General features: G+C 32.4%; 16 protein-coding genes. 13 read left to right on the forward strand and 3 right to left on the reverse strand.

Annotated features, from left to right (window positions below; translation table 11 throughout):
• Positions 1 to 138: 138 nt before the first annotated feature.
• The 5 genes from ACE939_RS06265 to ppk1 all read left to right on the forward strand — a co-directional run bounded on the left by ACE939_RS06265 (position 139) and on the right by ppk1 (position 5,479).
• Positions 139 to 1,089 carry an isopenicillin N synthase family dioxygenase gene (locus ACE939_RS06265; protein ID WP_378188013.1) on the forward strand — a complete coding sequence of 317 codons (951 nt, stop codon included), beginning with the start codon at positions 139 to 141 and terminating at the stop codon, positions 1,087 to 1,089.
• A gap of 12 nt (positions 1,090 to 1,101) precedes the next feature.
• Complete coding sequence (locus tag ACE939_RS06270) at positions 1,102 to 1,434, forward strand: translation initiation factor (protein ID WP_378188014.1); 333 nt, start codon at positions 1,102 to 1,104, stop codon at positions 1,432 to 1,434.
• A gap of 57 nt (positions 1,435 to 1,491) precedes the next feature.
• The gene (locus ACE939_RS06275) at positions 1,492 to 2,430 is read left to right on the forward strand and encodes a DUF1835 domain-containing protein (RefSeq protein WP_378188016.1); all 939 of its coding nucleotides are present in this window, start codon (positions 1,492 to 1,494) and stop codon (positions 2,428 to 2,430) included.
• A gap of 1 nt (position 2,431) precedes the next feature.
• Complete coding sequence (locus ACE939_RS06280; RefSeq protein WP_378188017.1) at positions 2,432 to 3,304, forward strand: nucleoside phosphorylase; 873 nt, start codon at positions 2,432 to 2,434, stop codon at positions 3,302 to 3,304.
• Positions 3,305 to 3,430: 126 nt separating this feature from the next.
• Positions 3,431 to 5,479 (forward strand): polyphosphate kinase 1, encoded by a 2,049-nt coding sequence (ppk1, locus tag ACE939_RS06285; protein ID WP_378188019.1) that lies wholly within the window; start codon positions 3,431 to 3,433, stop codon positions 5,477 to 5,479.
• A 7-nt stretch (positions 5,480 to 5,486) separates the two neighbouring features.
• On the opposite strand, the gene ACE939_RS06290 is transcribed toward ppk1, so the two are convergent.
• Positions 5,487 to 5,633 (reverse strand): hypothetical protein, encoded by a 147-nt coding sequence (locus ACE939_RS06290; RefSeq protein WP_378188020.1) that lies wholly within the window; start codon positions 5,631 to 5,633, stop codon positions 5,487 to 5,489.
• Between the two features lie 142 nt (positions 5,634 to 5,775).
• Here ACE939_RS06290 and ACE939_RS06295 point away from each other — a divergent pair, with 142 nt between their 5' ends.
• A complete protein-coding gene (locus ACE939_RS06295; protein ID WP_378188023.1) occupies positions 5,776 to 6,630 on the forward strand; it encodes a substrate-binding domain-containing protein in 855 nt (284 codons plus the stop codon).
• Positions 6,631 to 6,946: 316 nt separating this feature from the next.
• A complete protein-coding gene (locus ACE939_RS06300; protein ID WP_378188024.1) occupies positions 6,947 to 7,117 on the forward strand; it encodes a hypothetical protein in 171 nt (56 codons plus the stop codon).
• On the opposite strand, the gene ACE939_RS06305 is transcribed toward ACE939_RS06300, so the two are convergent.
• Complete coding sequence (locus ACE939_RS06305; RefSeq protein ID WP_378188025.1) at positions 7,118 to 7,783, reverse strand: uracil-DNA glycosylase; 666 nt, start codon at positions 7,781 to 7,783, stop codon at positions 7,118 to 7,120.
• Positions 7,784 to 7,875: 92 nt separating this feature from the next.
• Here ACE939_RS06305 and ACE939_RS06310 point away from each other — a divergent pair, with 92 nt between their 5' ends.
• The 3 genes from ACE939_RS06310 to ACE939_RS06320 all read left to right on the forward strand — a co-directional run bounded on the left by ACE939_RS06310 (position 7,876) and on the right by ACE939_RS06320 (position 14,512).
• Positions 7,876 to 10,047, forward strand: a complete 2,172-nt coding sequence (locus ACE939_RS06310) for a DNA mismatch repair protein MutS (RefSeq protein WP_378188026.1) — start codon at positions 7,876 to 7,878, stop codon at positions 10,045 to 10,047.
• 108 nt (positions 10,048 to 10,155) lie between these two features.
• Positions 10,156 to 12,654 carry a PIG-L family deacetylase gene (locus ACE939_RS06315; protein WP_378188027.1) on the forward strand — a complete coding sequence of 833 codons (2,499 nt, stop codon included), beginning with the start codon at positions 10,156 to 10,158 and terminating at the stop codon, positions 12,652 to 12,654.
• Between the two features lie 169 nt (positions 12,655 to 12,823).
• On the forward strand, positions 12,824 to 14,512 hold the full coding sequence (locus ACE939_RS06320) for a sodium:solute symporter (RefSeq protein ID WP_378188028.1): 1,689 nt from the start codon (positions 12,824 to 12,826) through the stop codon (positions 14,510 to 14,512).
• A gap of 163 nt (positions 14,513 to 14,675) precedes the next feature.
• Here ACE939_RS06320 and ACE939_RS06325 read toward each other — a convergent pair whose 3' ends face one another.
• Positions 14,676 to 15,515 (reverse strand): DUF2911 domain-containing protein, encoded by an 840-nt coding sequence (locus ACE939_RS06325; protein ID WP_378188029.1) that lies wholly within the window; start codon positions 15,513 to 15,515, stop codon positions 14,676 to 14,678.
• A gap of 415 nt (positions 15,516 to 15,930) precedes the next feature.
• Between ACE939_RS06325 and ACE939_RS06330 the strand changes: the two genes are divergently transcribed.
• Genes ACE939_RS06330 through ACE939_RS06340 form a run of 3 tightly spaced genes read left to right on the forward strand, consistent with a single transcriptional unit; the run spans position 15,931 to position 18,458 of the window.
• Entirely contained in the window at positions 15,931 to 16,446 is a 516-nt protein-coding gene (locus tag ACE939_RS06330; protein ID WP_378188030.1) for a cell division inhibitor, read from the forward strand.
• Between the two features lie 5 nt (positions 16,447 to 16,451).
• Positions 16,452 to 17,147 (forward strand): SDR family NAD(P)-dependent oxidoreductase, encoded by a 696-nt coding sequence (locus tag ACE939_RS06335; protein ID WP_378188031.1) that lies wholly within the window; start codon positions 16,452 to 16,454, stop codon positions 17,145 to 17,147.
• 3 nt (positions 17,148 to 17,150) lie between these two features.
• Positions 17,151 to 18,458, forward strand: a complete 1,308-nt coding sequence (locus tag ACE939_RS06340) for a cryptochrome/photolyase family protein (RefSeq protein ID WP_378188032.1) — start codon at positions 17,151 to 17,153, stop codon at positions 18,456 to 18,458.
• The last annotated feature ends 71 nt before the right edge of the window (positions 18,459 to 18,529 follow it).

The following is an 18,529-nucleotide window of genomic DNA, read 5'->3' on the forward strand; positions in this document are numbered from 1 at the left end:
ATCCTAAATGGTTAAATTTATATTCCAATTAAGTATAATTAGCTACACCCTGTCTGCCAAAGCTATAATTTTATGTGAAGATGGTGTGGTTTCATCAAAATACAGTTATTTTCGTTTTAAATTATAATTATTAGTAGCATGAACAATATTCCGAGTGTCAATCTTGCAGACTTCTTGTCTGACGATAAAAGTCGTAAAGAAAAATTTGTTAACGAAATTGGTAGAGCATATGAAGAGATAGGATTTGTTGCTTTAAAAAATCATTTTTTGAGCGACGCATTAGTTGAAGAATTATATAAAGAAGTTAAAGCGTTCTTTGCACTTCCTATCGAAACAAAAAAGAAGTATGAAATTGAAGGTTTAGGAGGTCAACGTGGTTATATCTCTTTCGGAAAGGAGCATGCTAAAGGTAAAAAAGAAGGAGATTTAAAAGAGTTTTGGCATTTTGGGCAAGAACCCTCTGACGACGCTAATTTAATTGAGAATTATCCAGATAATGTAAAAGTTGAAGAGCTTATAGATTTTAACCATACAGGTATGGAAGCATATCGTATGCTCGAAAAAACAGGAATATATGTTTTAAGAGCGTTGGCTATTTATATTGGGTTGGATGAATTTTATTTTGATCATTGGGCGAGTAACGGAAATAGTATTTTAAGACCTATCCACTACCCACCCATAACTGAAGAACCCAAAGGTGCCGTTAGAGCAGGCGCACATGGCGATATCAATTTGATAACCCTACTTATGGGAGCTTCTACTGGAGGACTACAAGTACAGCGTAAAGATGGCGAATGGATAGATGCAATTCCCAAAGAAGATGAGTTGGTGATAAACGTTGGAGACATGTTAGAACGGTTAACTAATAATAAACTAAGATCTACAATTCACAGAGTTATTAATCCGCCAAAAGAAGAATGGAAGAATCCTAGATACTCTATCCCCTTTTTTATGCACCCCAGAAGCGAGATGAAATTAAATTGCCTTGAAGAGTGTATTTCTGAAGAAAACCCAAAACAGTATGAAGATATAACCGCTGGTGAATTTTTACATCAACGTCTTGTAGAAATAGGTCTTATTAAAAAATAATTTGTAATCATTATGGACTTAAAAGATCAATTGAAAAATCTTTTTCCAGATCACGAGATCTCTGAAGATGAGAACAAAATAGAATCTGATGAAAATAAGATTTGGCTGCAAGATGATCCTATACTTTGTAAATATGAAAAACGTAAAGGAAAACCTATTACTATTCTTGAAGGCTATACAGGTGCCGATAGTGATTTCAAAAAACTAGCAAAAGATCTTAAAAAGGCTTTAAGTGTGGGCGGAAGTTTTAAAGATGACCGCATCATTATACAAGGAGATTATCGTATTCAAATTATGGAAATCCTCAAAGAAAAAGGATTTAAGGTAAAACGAGTGGGTGGTTAAATCATTGCCCTATAATTATTAGTTAGTTCTAAATTAAAATCTTACAAAGTATTTATTTTGAGTAAACATGTTTTACATATTACTAATGGTGATTATTTAACAGAGCGTCTTCATCAATTACAACTAATTGATGGAGAGTGCCTTGTTTGGAGGGAAATGTTATGTGAAGGACCTACACTTATTCATACAGAGTCATTAGAATCCTTGAATAGTAGAAAAAAATTTCTACACAAGTATTATAGAATAACGCCCAAGGACTACGAACAAAAATTTGTCTCCCAATTGTCTAAGCTAGATACTAAGACTTCATACCAAGAGATTATTTTGTGGTTTGAGTATGACTTATTTTGCCATATAAATATGATTGCTGCAATTAGTCTATTGTTACGTAAAGGCTTTGGAGACACCCCTATATATCTCGTTTGTAGTGGTCGTATAGCTGGAGAATCAAATTATTTTGCGTTAACTGATTTAAGTGATAAACAATTGATTAGTCATTTAAAATCTAAAAAAAAACTTTCCCTTGATGATTTAGAATTGGCTTCTCATATTTGGACGCTGTACTGTGAAGAGAATCCTAAAAAACTTAAAGGGCAAATAACAGTTGCTTCCTCCTTTGATTATTTATCAATATGTATTAAAGCACATTTGGAGCGTTTCCCCAATTCTAAAACAGGATTAAACAGTTTAGAAATGAACATCCTAAAGATGGTGAACACCTATCAGATTAAAAACATGAAACAACTTATGGGCTATGCCCTAGAATATCAAGGTTTTTATGGATATGGAGACATGCAAATGAAAAGAATTATCGCAAAACTTTTTCAGTTCCTCGATCAAAAAGAAGAGCAATTGATAGTTTCTGAAAGAGGACATCTTGCGCTCTTAGAAAAAAAGAATTTTTACAACACCACCGCTTCCGATTGGTACTATGGTGGGGTAAATAAATATCATTATTTGTATAATAATGATACTCATAATTTGATGAAATTATAAAATGAAAATAGCAGAATCAGAATTAATACTCAACTCTGATGGGAGTATATACCACCTTAACTTATTACCAGAACAACTAGCACCTACGGTTATAACCGTTGGAGATCCAGATCGCGTTCAAGAAATTACCAAATATTTTGACACGATTGATCATATTGTTAAAAAGAGAGAATTTCATACACAAACAGGTTTTTATAAGGGTAAACAGATCTCTGTAATCGCAACGGGAATAGGAACAGATAATATCGATATTGTTCTTAATGAATTAGATGCACTTGTGAATATTAACCTCAAAACAAGAACCCTTAACGATAAGTTTACACCTCTAACTATTATTAGAATAGGAACCTCTGGCTCCATACAACCAACTGTTGCCGTAGATAGTTTTATAGCCTCTTCTTACGGTATTGGTTTTGATAGCTTACTCCATTTTTATAAAAGTGAAGATATACAAAACCAAAAATTATCAACAGCCCTACATACTCATCTCGATTGGGATCAAAATAAGTCAAAACCTTATGTTGTGGCTGCAAATAAAGAACTACTCTCCCACTTTGTAGATGAAACTATAAAAGAAGGAATAACGGTAACCAATGTTGGATTTTATGGACCGCAAGGAAGAGTGTTACGATTGCCACTTAAGGATTCTCTTATGAACAAGAAGTTAGCTAGTTTTACTTATCAAGACGCTATCATAACCAATCTTGAGATGGAAACCGCCGGAATATACGGTTTAGCAAAACTTTTAGGTCACAAAGCTATATCACTTAATGCTATTGTAGCCAATAGAGCTACAGGGCTTTTTAGCAAAAATTCTGCAAAAACAATTGATCAACTTATACAGCTTACATTGAATAAAATTGTTGAACTCTAGTAGAATTTAACGTAAACTTTAAAGTAATACATTTCTGAACTTGTAATTTGCATCTTAGTAATGTAACCCTAATTTTATTAAATAACTTTAAGTTTCTTACTAGCTATAGTAATTCTAAAAAATTATATGACAGATAAATATCCTTACAGACATAGAGATCTTAACTGGTTAAGCTTTAATGAACGTGTATTGCAAGAAGCCGAAGATGTAAACAATCCCTTGTACGAACGTCTAAAATTCTTGGCTATCTTTTCTTCTAATTTGGATGAATACTTTAGAGTTCGCGTTTCTAGATTACGTCAAATCAAAAAAATTGACAAACAAATTCGTAAAAATCTTGCGTTAAAGCCTAATAAACAAGTAAAAGAAATACTTAAAAGAGTTAAAGCACAACAGGAACGCTTCGGAAATATCTTTTATCGAGAGTTAATCCCACAATTGGCTGAAAATAACATCTATCTCGTTTCAGACAAAAAGTTTGATTTTAATCAGTCCGCCTATGCGACAGAATTTTTTATTCGAAAAATTTTACCCCATATCGAATCAAAAATAATTTCGCCTTCAAATGATACTTCTTTATTTCTTGACAATAACCTTCTTTATTTCGTTGTTGTATTTAAAGACTCTGAAAATTTGGGAATTGTAAATTTACCAACCCAACAAATCGGGAGGTTTGTATGCTTTCCTTCAGAAAATGATAAATCCTATATCACGTTCATCGATGACATTATTAAATCCAACATTACCCTCCTTTTTGAGGATGAAGAAATTAGTGGATGCTACGAAATAAAATTATCAAGAGACGCCGAATTATATATTGAAGATGAGTTTGAAGGTGTACTCGCCGAAAAAATAAAAGCATCTCTAAATCAACGTAAAGATGGACAAGCTACCCGATTACTTTATGATACGGGTATGCCAAAAAATATAAAGAAAAAATTAAAACAAGTTTTGGGATTAGGAAAAATCGATATGATGCCCGGAGGGAAATATCATAATTTTAGCGATTTTTTTAGTTTTCCAAATCCGAAAAATGATACTACTTTAAGCTTTCCAGAATTAGAAACAATTAAGCATCGTGCTTTCGAATCGACAAAAGACTATTTTGAAGTTATTGCAAACGAAGACCAAATGGTGCATTTTCCATACATGTCATTCAATTATGTTCAAAATTTTATAAATCAAGCCGCGATTGATCCCAATGTTACTCAAATACAAATTTCACTATATCGAGTTGCAGACGAATCTGCACTCACAACTGCATTACTTACAGCATTAGATAATGGCAAAAAAGTGACTGTCTTTGTAGAAGCTAAAGCACGTTTTGATGAAGAAAATAATTTAAAATGGGGTAAGAAATTTGAAGATAAAGGAGCAAATGTATATTACAGTTATCCCAAAATAAAGGTACATTCAAAGATATTATTAGTAAAACGGAAAGAAGATGGTAAAAGTGTAAAATATGCGTATATAGGTACTGGAAATTTTAATGCAAAAACATCAAAAATTTATTGTGACCACGGCTTGTTTACAGCTAATCCCAAAATAACAAAAGATCTATCTCAAGTTTTCAAAATTCTTTCTGGTAAATTGTTAATTCCTACACCTAAACATCTATTAATATCACCTTTTAATACCAGAGCCACTTTTGAAAATCTGATTGATCAAGAAATAATAAATGCAAAGAACGGAAAATCCTCAGGAATAAAAGCAAAACTTAATAGTCTAGAAGATAAACAAATTATTAATAAGCTTTACGATGCTAGTAATGCTGGTGTCACAATAGAACTTTTAGTTCGCGGTTTTTCATGTCTAGTTCCTGGACTTGAGGAAATAAGCGAGAACATTACTATAACTAGTGTGTTGGATCGTTTTTTGGAACATGGAAGAATCTATCTTTTTAACGCCAATAATACCATGCAACTTTATATGGGGAGTGCAGATTGGATGACCAGAAACCTTGACAATCGAATAGAGGTGCTAACACCTATATATAACACAAAACTGAAGGAAGAACTAAAAACTATACTAAATCTACAGCTTAATGATAATGTAAAAGCACGCTATCAGGATGCAGAAGAAACTAATACCTATACAGAGCAAGTAAAAGGTGATAAATCAATACGATCTCAGTATGAGATAATACGATATTTATCAAAAGTACATGCGACCTAATAAATTTTCAACCAAACAAAACCTGTAAACTAACTATTAAATTGGTAATTAAAAGTAAGGCTACGATTATGATAACTCCAATATCAATTGAAATATTTTTAAATCTAAATTCTTTAAATACATTGGATGTATTCTTAATATAATGTTTAATCATCATTGTAGGTTTTAAAGAGTAGGCTACAATCCTATACAGATAAGAATTGTACTCCAAATATAAAATAAATTTATCTATTTAATCGTTTTTAAACAGTTATAATCGATTAAAAACATTAAAAATGCTAAAACATTAGATCTTTATGAAAAAGTTTACGGTTGGTGGAGTTCCAGAACATTTCAATCTACCATGGCATATGTGTATCGAAGAACAAAAGTTTTCAAAACAAAATATCGATTTAACATGGAAAGATTTTCCAGGTGGTACAGGTGCTATGTGTCAAGCACTTCGAAATAAAGAAATTGATATTGCCATAATTTTAACCGAAGGTATTATTAAAGATTGTATAGAAGGAAATCCCTCAAAAATTGTACAAACTTACATTCAATCACCTTTGATTTGGGGTATTCATGTGGATGCAAATTCACAATTCGAACATCTTAATGAACTAGAAAATAAAACTGCAGCTATAAGTCGTTTTGGTTCGGGCTCTCATTTAATGGCATATATTAATGCCGAAAATAACAATTGGAAACCCGAGAATTTGGATTTTAAAGTCGTAAAAAACTTAGATGGTGCTATTGAATCTCTAGCAAATCAAACTTCAGATTATTTCATGTGGGAACATTTTACTACAAAACCATTAGTAGACAGTGGTGTTTTTAGACATATTGCTGATTGTCCTACACCATGGCCCTGCTTTGTAATCGCGGTAAGAGAAGATGTTTTAACAAATTGTGAAAATGATATTAAAACTATCTTATCAATTATAAACAAACAAACAAAAAGTTTTAAAAACCATCCAGCAATTGATACTATATTATCCAAACGATACCAACAAAAATTATCAGATATTCAAAAATGGTTAACCTTAACACTGTGGAGTCAATCTACACTTTCTCCACATATTTTAAACGAAATTCAGGAAAAATTAATTAAACTTAATATTATATCCTCCACTGTACCGCCTAAAGATCTATTGCACACATTTGATTAAAATCTGATAATTAACCATTACAAAAACCTACCCTTCAAGGAAATACTTTGAACACATGATTTTATTTTTACTCTTTCTAACCACAATTCGATAATAAAACATCATTCACTAAAAAAATGGTACAATTTTAGTTCTAGTATGTCTAGCAACAAATCTTAAACGAACATTTGAAAGTACGTTATGATTTTTTTGGGTAAAAGCTTTAATAATTAAATTATAATTTTAAATTTGCACAACCTTACCCCAAAAATATTTTACTAACGTACACGCAACCATATTGTAGTTTAAGCATCTAATAAATAATAAACAAAGTATTATGGCAACGTTTCTAAGCATTCTTGGTGGTCTTTTATTGATCAATTTTATTTTATTGAAATTTAGTGTTCAATCTGTAGAAGGTGATACTAAAAAACCCCAGAAAAAAATTCGTATTACCAAGGTAACTCCAAAAGTTTCTAAAGATTTAGAAATCGCAAAAGCTGCATAACTACCAATTTATTGGTTCTATGCCCTTCTCATTTAAATATGTATTTGCTTTACTGAAATGCTTATTCCCGAACCAATAGCCCCGATTGGCACTCAAGGGAGAAGGATGTCCGCTTTTAAGAACTTTATGCTTTCTTTCATCAATCTTCTTACCTTTTTTTTGGGCATATCCTCCCCAAAGTAAAAAAACAAGATTTTCCTTTTCGTTTGATAATTTTTCAATCACAGCATCGGTAAATTGTTCCCATCCCTTTTTTTGATGTGATCCAGCTTCATGAGCACGTACAGTTAGTGTGGCATTCAATAATAAAACTCCTTGTTTAGCCCAACGTTCTAAATTACCTGTATTTGGCATACTAATTCCAAGATCTTCCTCTAATTCTTTAAATATATTGATTAATGAAGGAGGTTTTGAAATATGGTCTTTAACAGAAAAACAAAGTCCATTAGCTTGATCCACTCCGTGATAAGGATCTTGTCCTATAATGACAACCTTAACATCCTCAAAGCTACAATAATCAAAAGCAGAAAAGATTTCGGTTCCTTTTGGATAGCAAGTGTGCTTTGAGTATTCTTCTCTTACAAACTTTATTAGTGATTTAAAATACTGCTTATTAAATTCATCATGCAAAATTTTCTTCCAACTCTTTTCAATTTTTACATCCATATAAAAGGTATATAATAATGGGATTTGTTTATTTTTGTGTTCATTTATTTCTAACCCTGAATATAATTTAAAAAAAAGGGCTCCACAACTATATGATTCGTATTTCTGAAAAAACACTGAATGATCTTGAATTTGATACTATACTAGAGCACATTATCGAATTATGTACTACTGATCAAGGAAAACTTAAAGCTCAACAGATCAAACCTTTTACCAATACTAAAGATCTTAGAGCAGGCTTATATCAGGTTAATGAATACAAGTCCTCATATCTTCAAGACAGTAGAATACCAAATCATGGATTTGATACGATCGATGGTGAATTAAAACTTCTCAAAATAGAAAATGCTTTTTTGGAAGCTTTTAATCTTAAAAAATTAGTTACTCTAAGTGAATCAACCAATTCACTATTAGCTTTTTTCAAAAAACGAAGCGATCTTTACCCTACTCTTTCAGAACGCTCTTTTTTAATACCATATACAGATGTAATTATCAAATTAATAACTTCTATTTTAGATAAATTTGGTGAGATTAAAGATGATGCATCGCCTGTATTAGCAAATTTAAGAAAGGATATTCATCTCGTACAAGGTAAGCTCAATGGTAGCTTTGGTAGAGATTTAGGAAAATATAATAATCTAGGATATCTCGATGAAATTAAAGAAAGCGTAGTTGATAATCGACGTGTTCTTGCTGTAAAAGCCATGTACCGACGTAAAGTAAAGGGTGCTATCATGGGTAATTCTAAGACAGGAAGTATTGTTTATATTGAGCCAGAAGCTACCTTGCAGTACAGTAGAGAATTAACGAATCTCGAATATGAAGAGCGTGAAGAGGTTGTAAGAATACTAAAAGCACTTACCGATCAACTAAGACCACATAGTGATTTATTGATAGAATATCAGGAATATCTAAGTGATATGGATATTGTTGCTGCTAAAACCAAATTTGCAAAAAAATTGAATGCAATATTACCTCAGATCTCCAAAAATAGAGAGCTTCAGTTAAAAGAGGCCTATCATCCCCTATTGTATCTTAATAATATTTCAAAAAACGAAAAAACTTTTCCGCAAAGCATAACTTTAGACCAAAATAATCGCATCATTGTAATTTCGGGCCCCAATGCTGGAGGAAAGAGTATCACACTTAAAACCATAGGGTTATTACAGGTAATGCTACAAAGTGGTATGCTAATACCAGTACACGAGTATAGTCGAGTTTGTTTATTTGATACAATACTTACGGATATTGGAGACAACCAATCTATCGAAAATCATTTGAGTACTTATAGCTATCGACTTAAAAATATGAAATATTTTTTAAGAAAATGTGGTGATAAAACGTTGTTTTTAATCGATGAGTTTGGTACTGGTAGTGATCCAGAATTAGGAGGTGCTCTGGCCGAAGCATTTCTAGAAGTTTTTTATGACCGTGAATCCTTTGGCATTATAACTACCCACTACGCTAATTTAAAAATGTTAGCAAATGAGCTTCCTTACATGTCTAATGCAAATATGCTATTTGACGCAAAGACTTTGGAACCAAAATTTAAATTACATCTGGGTGAAGCTGGTAGTTCCTTTACCTTTGAAGTAGCACAAAAAAATGGAATTCCCTATAGTCTTATTAATAAAGCTAAGAAAAAAGTAGAGCGAGGCAAAATTCGTTTTGATAAAAGTATTGCCGATTTACAAAAAGAACGCTCCAAACTAGAAAAAACTACATCTTCTCTAAAAACTAAAGAATTAAAGGCGTTAGAAGAAAAAGAAAAATTAGATAAAATAAATCAACGTATACAACAAAAACTAGAAAGTTATCAAGAACTATACGATAGCAATCAACGCATGATTTATTTAGGTCAAAAAATTAATGACTTAAGTGAAAAATATTTTAATAATAAAAAGAAACGCGATCTTATTAATGAATTTTTAAAGGTTGTAGAGGTTGAAAACTCCAAACGTAAAAAACAAACTGTAAATCAACAACGTAAAGAAAAAGTAGCCGTAAAGAAAATTGAAAAAGAGGTTGAAAAGAAAGTAGCGGTTATTCGTGTTAAAAAGAAAGAAGAAAAGAAAAAGGAAGTAGAACAAGAAACTAAAAAACCAAAAGTAGTTTTAAAAGTTGGAGATCGGGTACGTATGATCGATGGCAAATCGATAGGATCTATTGATACTATTGAAAAAAATAAAGCCATTGTCAACTACGGTATATTTACCACAAATGTGAAGTTGGATCAATTAGAATTTGTAGAACGCAAAAAATAGTACTATAGTAAATTTTAATAACCTTTTCAAACTGTTAAAGAATCCTTAAAGCATTAATGCTCGTTTAATATCTTTATATATTTGAGGATATCCTAAATTAAAACTACTATGCGATTTTTTATTACGGTTTGTATCCTGTTAACCCTTGGAATCACAAATAGTAACGCTCAACAACCAAACAAATTAAATGCCGTTCAGATTTATAAAGCAATCGAGAAACTAAACTTTTTAGGTTCTGTTTTATATGTTGCAGCGCATCCCGACGACGAAAATACACGTTTAATTTCTTATCTAGCAAACGAACAAAATGCTCGTACAGCGTATCTATCGTTAACACGAGGTGACGGTGGTCAAAACTTAATTGGTCCAGAAATACGAGAACTTTTGGGAGTAATTAGAACACAAGAACTTTTGACTGCACGTCGTATTGATGGCGGTGAACAGCTCTTCACCAGAGCAAACGATTTTGGGTATTCTAAGCATCCCGATGAAACCCTATCCATTTGGAACAAACAAGATGTACTAAGTGATGTGGTCTGGGCTATTCGAAAATTCAAACCCGATGTTATCATCAATAGATTTGACCACAGAAGTCCTGGATCAACACATGGGCATCATACCTCCTCGGCAATGCTTAGCGTAGAAGCCTTTGATATTTCTTCTGATTCAGAAAAATTTTCAGATCAACTTAATTATACAACCACTTGGCAAGCCAAAAGACAGTTTTTTAATACCTCTTGGTGGTTTTATGGAAGTCAAGAAAAGTTTAATAAAGCGGATAAGAAAAATCTCTTGACCGTCGATACTGGTATCTATTATCCCGCCTTAGGCCTTTCTAATACTGAAATTGCTTCTTTAAGTCGAAGTCAACATAAATCTCAAGGATTTGGTAGTACAGGAACTAGAGGTATTAACTTGGAGTACTTAGAATTAATTAATGGTGAGCTTCCTAGTAAAAAAGAGTCTATATTTGAAGGAATCGATACAACCTGGAAACGTGTCAAAAACGGAGAGCCAATTTATCAACTTTTGACTAGTGTACAGAATGAATATGATTTTAATGCTCCAGAAAAATCAATTCCAAAATTGCTTCAAGCCTACTCGCTAATTCAAAAATTGGAAGATACTCATTGGAAAACCATTAAGATCAATGAAATTACCGAAATCATAGCTGCTGCGAGCGGTCTCTATCTAGAAGCTGTTTCAGAAACACCACTAACAACTCCTGGTGATGCTTTAAACATTGATATTGAAGCAATCAATAGAAGTACACAGACAATGCATTTGCAAAAAGTAAACATTGCACCAAATAATCAAATGGAGGTTATCGATAAAAATCTCGATGCTAATGTATCTATAAACCATACTATCAACTTAACTCTTCCAACGATTATAAAAAACACTAACCCGTATTGGTTAAATAATGAAGGGACCCTAGGTATGTATCGCGTTGATGATAGAAATTTAATTGGGCAACCAGAAACATCAAAAGATCTTAAGGCTATATTTTCTATTAAAATGGGAGATCAACTACTAACTTTTACCCGAGACATTGTTTTCAAGAAAAATGATCCTGTAAAAGGAGAAGTTTATCAACCGCTAGAAATAGTGCCACAAGTTGCAGTTGCGCTTAGCGAGAAAGTAATCATTTATAATGAGAGTAAAGCAAAACAAATACAAGTAACACTGCTTCCGCAGCGAGATAATATTTCAGGAACTTTAAGTCTAACAATTCCAACCGGTTGGAAAGTAACTCCTACAAAGCATACTTTTAGCAATACCAAGAAGAGTCAAGAACAACAATTTACTTTTCTTTTAACTCCGCCCGACAATAAAAGTGAAGGAACTATTCAGCCAATAGCCAAGGTGAATGATCAAATATACAGCAATGCACTCACGCATATTAAGTATGATCATATTCCTAATCAAACAGTTTTATTACCTGCAAAAACTAAAGTTGTACGATTAGATATTCAGAAAAAAGGACAAAATATTGGATATATTGAGGGTGCAGGTGATGTGATACCACAAAGTTTAATGCAAATTGGATATACTGTCACAACAATAGCTCCAGAAGAAATTTCAACCAGTGCATTATCAAAATATGATGCGATAGTAATGGGTATACGTGCATACAATATAGTTGAAGCATTGAAATTTAAGCAAGATATTCTTCTAGAATACGTTAAAAATGGAGGGAATCTAATTGTACAATACAATACCAATAGAGGTCTTAAGGTTAATCAAAATATAGGGCCATACCCTATTCAAGTCTCTAGAGATCGCGTAACCGATGAACATGCAACTGTAACATTTATTGATCCTGCACATCCAGTACTAAATGAGCCTAATAAAATAACACAAGATGATTTTAATGGATGGGTTCAAGAACGAGGTTTATATTTCCCGAACAAATGGTCCAAAGAATATACGCCTATTTTTGCTTTAAATGACGCTGGCGAATCCTCAAAAAAAGGAAGTTTATTAATCGCAAGCTACGGCAAGGGGAATTATATATATACAGGACTGAGTTTCTTTAGAGAATTTCCTGCTGGAGTCTCTGGTGCTTATAGATTATTTGCAAATCTAATATCCTTGGGTAAATAACAACTTATTTAAACAACTTTCTATGGAAAATAAATTCATCTGGAAAAAAGAATATACACTGGTACTCATAATAAACACGGTATACATTCTTATGTTTTATATGGTCTCTACAATTTTTGGATCATAAATTATCTTTACTTACTTATAGTTATTAATTTCAAATAACACTATGCAACTAATAGATTGGATAATTTTGCTTGGCACATTAGCCTTTATTGTACTTTACGGCGTTTGGAAAACCCGCGGTAGCACAACGGTAAAACAATATTTAAAAGGAGATAATACATCAAAATGGTGGACTATCGGTTTATCGGTTATGGCTACACAGGCTAGCGCTATTACCTTCTTATCTACTCCAGGACAAGCATTTGATAGTGGTATGGGGTTTGTTCAATTTTATTTTGGTCTTCCCATAGCAATGATAATAATATGTATGATATTTATTCCTCTATATCATAAAATGAATGTGTATACGGCTTATGAGTTTTTGGAGGGTAGATTTGATCAGAAAACCAGAACTTTAACAGCCATATTGTTTTTAACACAACGTGGATTAGCAGCAGGGATTACAATATTTGCACCAGCTATTATCCTTTCTGCAATTTTAGGTTGGAACCTTACAATTTTAACCATCATTATTGGTATTTTGGTGATTATTTATACGGTATCTGGCGGAACAAAAGCAGTTAGTGTTACACAAAAACAACAAATGGGTATTATATTTTTAGGAATGTTTATAGCTTTCTTTAGTATTATATCCTATTTACCTGAAGGTATAACTTTTACTGATGCTCTTGATATTGCTGGCGCTAGTGGTAAAATGGAAATTTTAGATTTCTCATTTGACTTTAATAATCGTTATACTTTTTGGAGTGGTATTATAGGTGGTTCATTTTTAGCACTTTCTTATTTTGGAACCGATCAAAGTCAAGTACAAAGGTATTTAACTGGTAAATCAATTAGAGAAAGTCAGCTAGGATTAATTTTCAACGGAATTTTAAAAGTTCCCATGCAGTTTTTTATTTTACTTGTGGGAGTTATGGTCTTTGTTTTTTATCAATTTAATACTTCTCCTTTAAATTTTAATCCTGCCGCTCAAGCTGCTGTAAGTACTTCTTCTTTCTCTGATGCGTATCAAGAATTAGAACGGGATCAAGCTGAAATCCACCTTCAAAAAAAAGTTCTTATTACCGAATACATGAATGGTGATAAACAAAAGCAACTTAAAAACGATATTGCTGATTTAAACGATAAAGAACGAGAAAATAGAGAAAAAGCAAAAGCTCTCATCACGCAAGCAAACCCAATTATAAAAACTAATGACAAAGACTATGTTTTTATTCATTTTATCTTAAATAACTTACCTCGAGGAATTATTGGTTTGCTATTAGCTGTGATTTTATCTGCAGCTATGTCATCTACGGCATCAGAACTTAATGCACTAGCATCTACGACAGTTATCGATCTCTACAAACGCAATGTAGGCACTCAAAAAAGTGAACAGCATTATGTTAAAGCTTCTAAATTTTTTACGCTACTATGGGGCGTGATTGCCATATCGGTTGCATGTATTGCAGACTTATTTGACAATTTAATTCAACTAGTTAATATTATAGGATCGATATTTTATGGTAATGTATTAGGTATTTTTCTTCTAGCATTCTTTTTTAAATATATTAAATCTAATGCGACATTTATAGCGGCTATTATAACACAAATAATCATAATTGGTGTTTGGCTGTTTGATATTATGCCCTTTTTATGGCTAAATGTTCTTGGTTGTATTGTCGTTATAACCATAGCATTTGTTATTCAAATGTTTTCAAACACTTCAAATTCACAAAAAGCTATAGTATAAGTAAATAACCTTAATAATCATTCAAAATAATAAGATGTATAAAATTGAAGTGGTATATATCAGTTGATATTTATTAAGAGAATGAAAGAATAATAATTTTGTAAGAACACATAAAAAAAGCGGCTAATAGCCGCTTTTTTTATAACTTTACTTGAGAAAACAACTAGCTTCCCCACTCTTTTAATGAATCCTTATTCATCTTAACATAATCGGCATTTCCAGCTTTTTCTGCAAGCTCCAATGATTTCTGGGCAGCTTTAATTGCTTGTTCCTTATTTCCTGTAGCTGCATGAATTAATGATTGCTGTCTGTAAACCCAAAAGGCTGGTTCTTTTCGCATGGTTACAGCCTTATCAATATATTCTTTGGCCTTATCCATTTTACCTGTTTCTTTGTAAAAAACTGCAGCTTGATAATAATCATTTGCTGTAGGTCCAGCAAGCGCTTTTTGTATACTCTCTTCGGCTATTTTTTTTGATGGTACTTCGATATCCAAAACTGCCTCAGTAGATTCCCAAATAAAATTAAGTTTAGCACTATCCATTTTAAAATCACTAAACATGATTGTAAAAGTCTCTACTTTCATTGGTAAAGTAGCAACTTTGGCTGTAGTTTTTAAAGCTACTTTAGCTTCATCCCACTTTTGCGGAGTTCCCCAATTCGAAACATCGGTATAAAATATAACTTCCCAACTTTCTTTAGCGGGCTTCGTAAAAATAGCATACGTTCCTTTTTTTAGCTCTGATCCATTAATTTTAACATCGTCGCTAAATGTTATTTTAGTATTTTCATTGGCTCCCGTTCTCCACAATTTATCAAAAGGTACAAGAGAACCAAAAATAGAACGTTCACGCATACTTGGTCTTGAATACGATAAGGTAACATCTGTGAGACCAATAACTTGTTCAATTTTTGACGTCGGACTTGGTTGAGGAGTCTTTACCTGAGCAGCAAGGCTTGCACTTAAAAGTACTGCTGTAACTAGTAAAATAATATTCTTCATTGTGTTTAAATTTAAATAATTACTTATGGTTTTACGAAAATACAGATCAATAACTCTAAAAAGGTTAACAAAACCTTAAATTAAACCTATAGTGTAGTAGATATAGTGGACTTTGATAAACAAAAATTAAATTTAGCAATACCCTTGTTTCTAAATTATGTCTGAAAATTGATTATTGTAAATTCTATCGAAATGAATCTATTTTTAACTAACCTATTCATTTAAACCCACAATTCACTTATTATAACGGATGTATCTAAAGATGCTTAAATATCTAATGTTAACTATCACACTATTGAAATCATTACAAAATGAAAAACTTAAGTGCATAGTATACTAATTTTAGTTTTTGTTTAACAAATTAACTGTAATTGTTAAACAAATAGTCGATACCTTTACATCAAAGTGATTTATTATGAAAATATATACTCTAAAAAGTCAACAAAAACTACCTATAACCTTGGAAAAAGCTTGGGATTTTCTATCAGATCCAGCTAACCTAAAAGTAATCACTCCCGATTATATGGGTTTTAAGATTATTGGCGGTGCAGATCGCTCCATGTATCCTGGTCAAATAATTCAGTACTTGGTTACACCTGTAGCAGGTATTAAAACGAAATGGGTTACCGAAATTACACATGTCTTAAAAAATGAATATTTTGTAGACGAACAGAGATTTGGTCCTTATGCGCTCTGGCATCACAAACATTTCATTAAAGAAATTGATGGAGGTGTTTTGATGGAAGATATTGTAGATTACAAGCTTCCATTTGGAATGTTGGGTCGTCTCGCACATCCTATTATAGTTAAGCCCAAATTACAGGAAATTTTTAATTACAGAGAGCAAAAATTAATTGAACTTTTTGGTACATACAATGAACCTACAACCAGTACATTTAAAACTACACTAAAACAAGATATTTTAAACTAACTACAATGAAAAATATTCTATTAATAGGCGGAAGTCACGGCATTGGTTTTGAACTTGCGAGTCAACTTTTAAAAGAACATAGAGTTTTTGTTGCCTCTAGAACTTCAGAAACTTTAGGTAAGCTAGAAGTCACACACATTCCCTTTGACAGTGCTACCGATGAACTAGACATAAATTTACTACCAGATGTTTTAGACGGTTTTGTATATTGCCCAGGCACTATCAACCTCAAACCATTTCACATGTTGAATCCTGACACTTTTAGTAGTGATATGGATATAAATTTTCTATCACTTGTAAAAACATTGCATACCATATTACCCAGGCTCAAAAAATCTAACCAAGCAAGTTTATTATTTTTTAGCACTGTCGCTGTAAAGGTGGGAATGCCTTTTCATACTAGTGTTGCCGCAGCAAAAGGGGCTATTGAAGGTTTTGCTAAAGCATTAGCTGCAGAGTATGCACCAGCAATGCGTGTCAATGTGATCGCTCCATCGTTAACAGATACACCATTGGCCAGTCGCTTACTTGGTAATGATAAAAAACGAGAAAAAATGGATGAACGTCATCCCTTAAAACGAGTAGGTAATGTAAAGGATATTGCTAATATAGCGACGTTTCTACTAAGCGAAAAGAGTAGTTGGATTACAGGTCAGGTTCTCGGTGTTGACGGTGGATTATCCACTTTAAATTTAAGCTAAAAAATGGCGAAAAAAGTTACTGTTTTTTGGTTTAGAAGAGATCTCAGACTTGATGATAACATAGGGTTTTTACAAGCTCTAAAGAGTGAATATCCAGTACTTCCAGTATTTATTTTTGATAAAAATATACTAGATGATTTACCCAAAGAAGATCCAAGAGTTTCATTTATCTATAATTCTTTACAAGCTATGCGACAGGAATTACAGGAAAAACACCATAGTTCTTTAGCTTTGTTTTATGGAACTCCCATAAAAATTTTCAAAGAATTAATTAACTCATACGACGTTCAAGCTGTCTTTACCAATCATGATTATGAACCCTATGCACTCCAAAGAGATAATGAAATAAAAGAAGTGCTTATTAATAATAAAATTGCGTTTTCAACTTTTAAAGATCAAGTTATTTTTGAGAAAAATGAAGTTGTAAAAGCAGACGGTGACCCCTATGTAGTGTATACACCTTATAAAAATAAATGGAAATCCAAATTTGAAACTGAAACGTTAACAATTCATTATACAAGTCAGTACCTTTCAAACCTCTACCAAAATACTCGATTACCAAATCTAAGCTTAGATGATATGGGGTTCAAATCTGCAACCATAGAGGTACCAGAATACACCGTGACCCCTACACTGATTCAAATGTATGAAGAAACGCGTGATTATCCAGCTAATACCGAGGGAACTTCACATCTTGGTCCGCATCTACGATTTGGTACGGTAAGCGTTAGAAAAATGATTAAAAAGGCTATTGCAGAAAAAAATGAGGTGTTTTGGTCCGAATTAATTTGGCGAGAATTTTTTATGCAAATTTTATGGCACTTTCCAAGAACTCAAGAAGAAGCTTTCAAAAAAAAGTATGATCGCATAAATTGGCGCAATAATGAGGAAGAATTTGCAAAATGGAAGAACGGTAAAACCGGTTATCCTCTTGTAGATGCTGGCATGAGACAACTTAATCAAACTGGATATATGCATAATCGTGTACGCATGTTGGTTGCTAGTTTCTTATGTAAACATTTACTCATTGATTGGCGATGGGGAGAAGCCTACTTTGCAGAAAAACTTTTGGATTATGAAATGTCTAGTAATATAGGCAACTGGCAATGGGCTGCAGGTAGCGGTGTAGACGCTGCTCCATACTTTAGAATCTTCAACCCAACCACACAAATAGATAAATTTGATAAAAATAAAGAATACATTAAACTTTGGGTCAAAGAATTTAATACCGATAAGTATCCAGCTAAAATGGTCGATCATAAAGAAGCTAGAGAACGCTGTTTGAGTACTTATAAAAAAGCGCTTCAATAATAAATTAAACAGTAATAAATTGATTATTCGTTATTATATTTTTTTGTATTTTAAAGGTGCTATTTTTTACT

Source organism: Aquimarina rhodophyticola, from assembly GCF_042434915.1.
GTDB lineage: Bacteria > Bacteroidota > Bacteroidia > Flavobacteriales > Flavobacteriaceae > Aquimarina.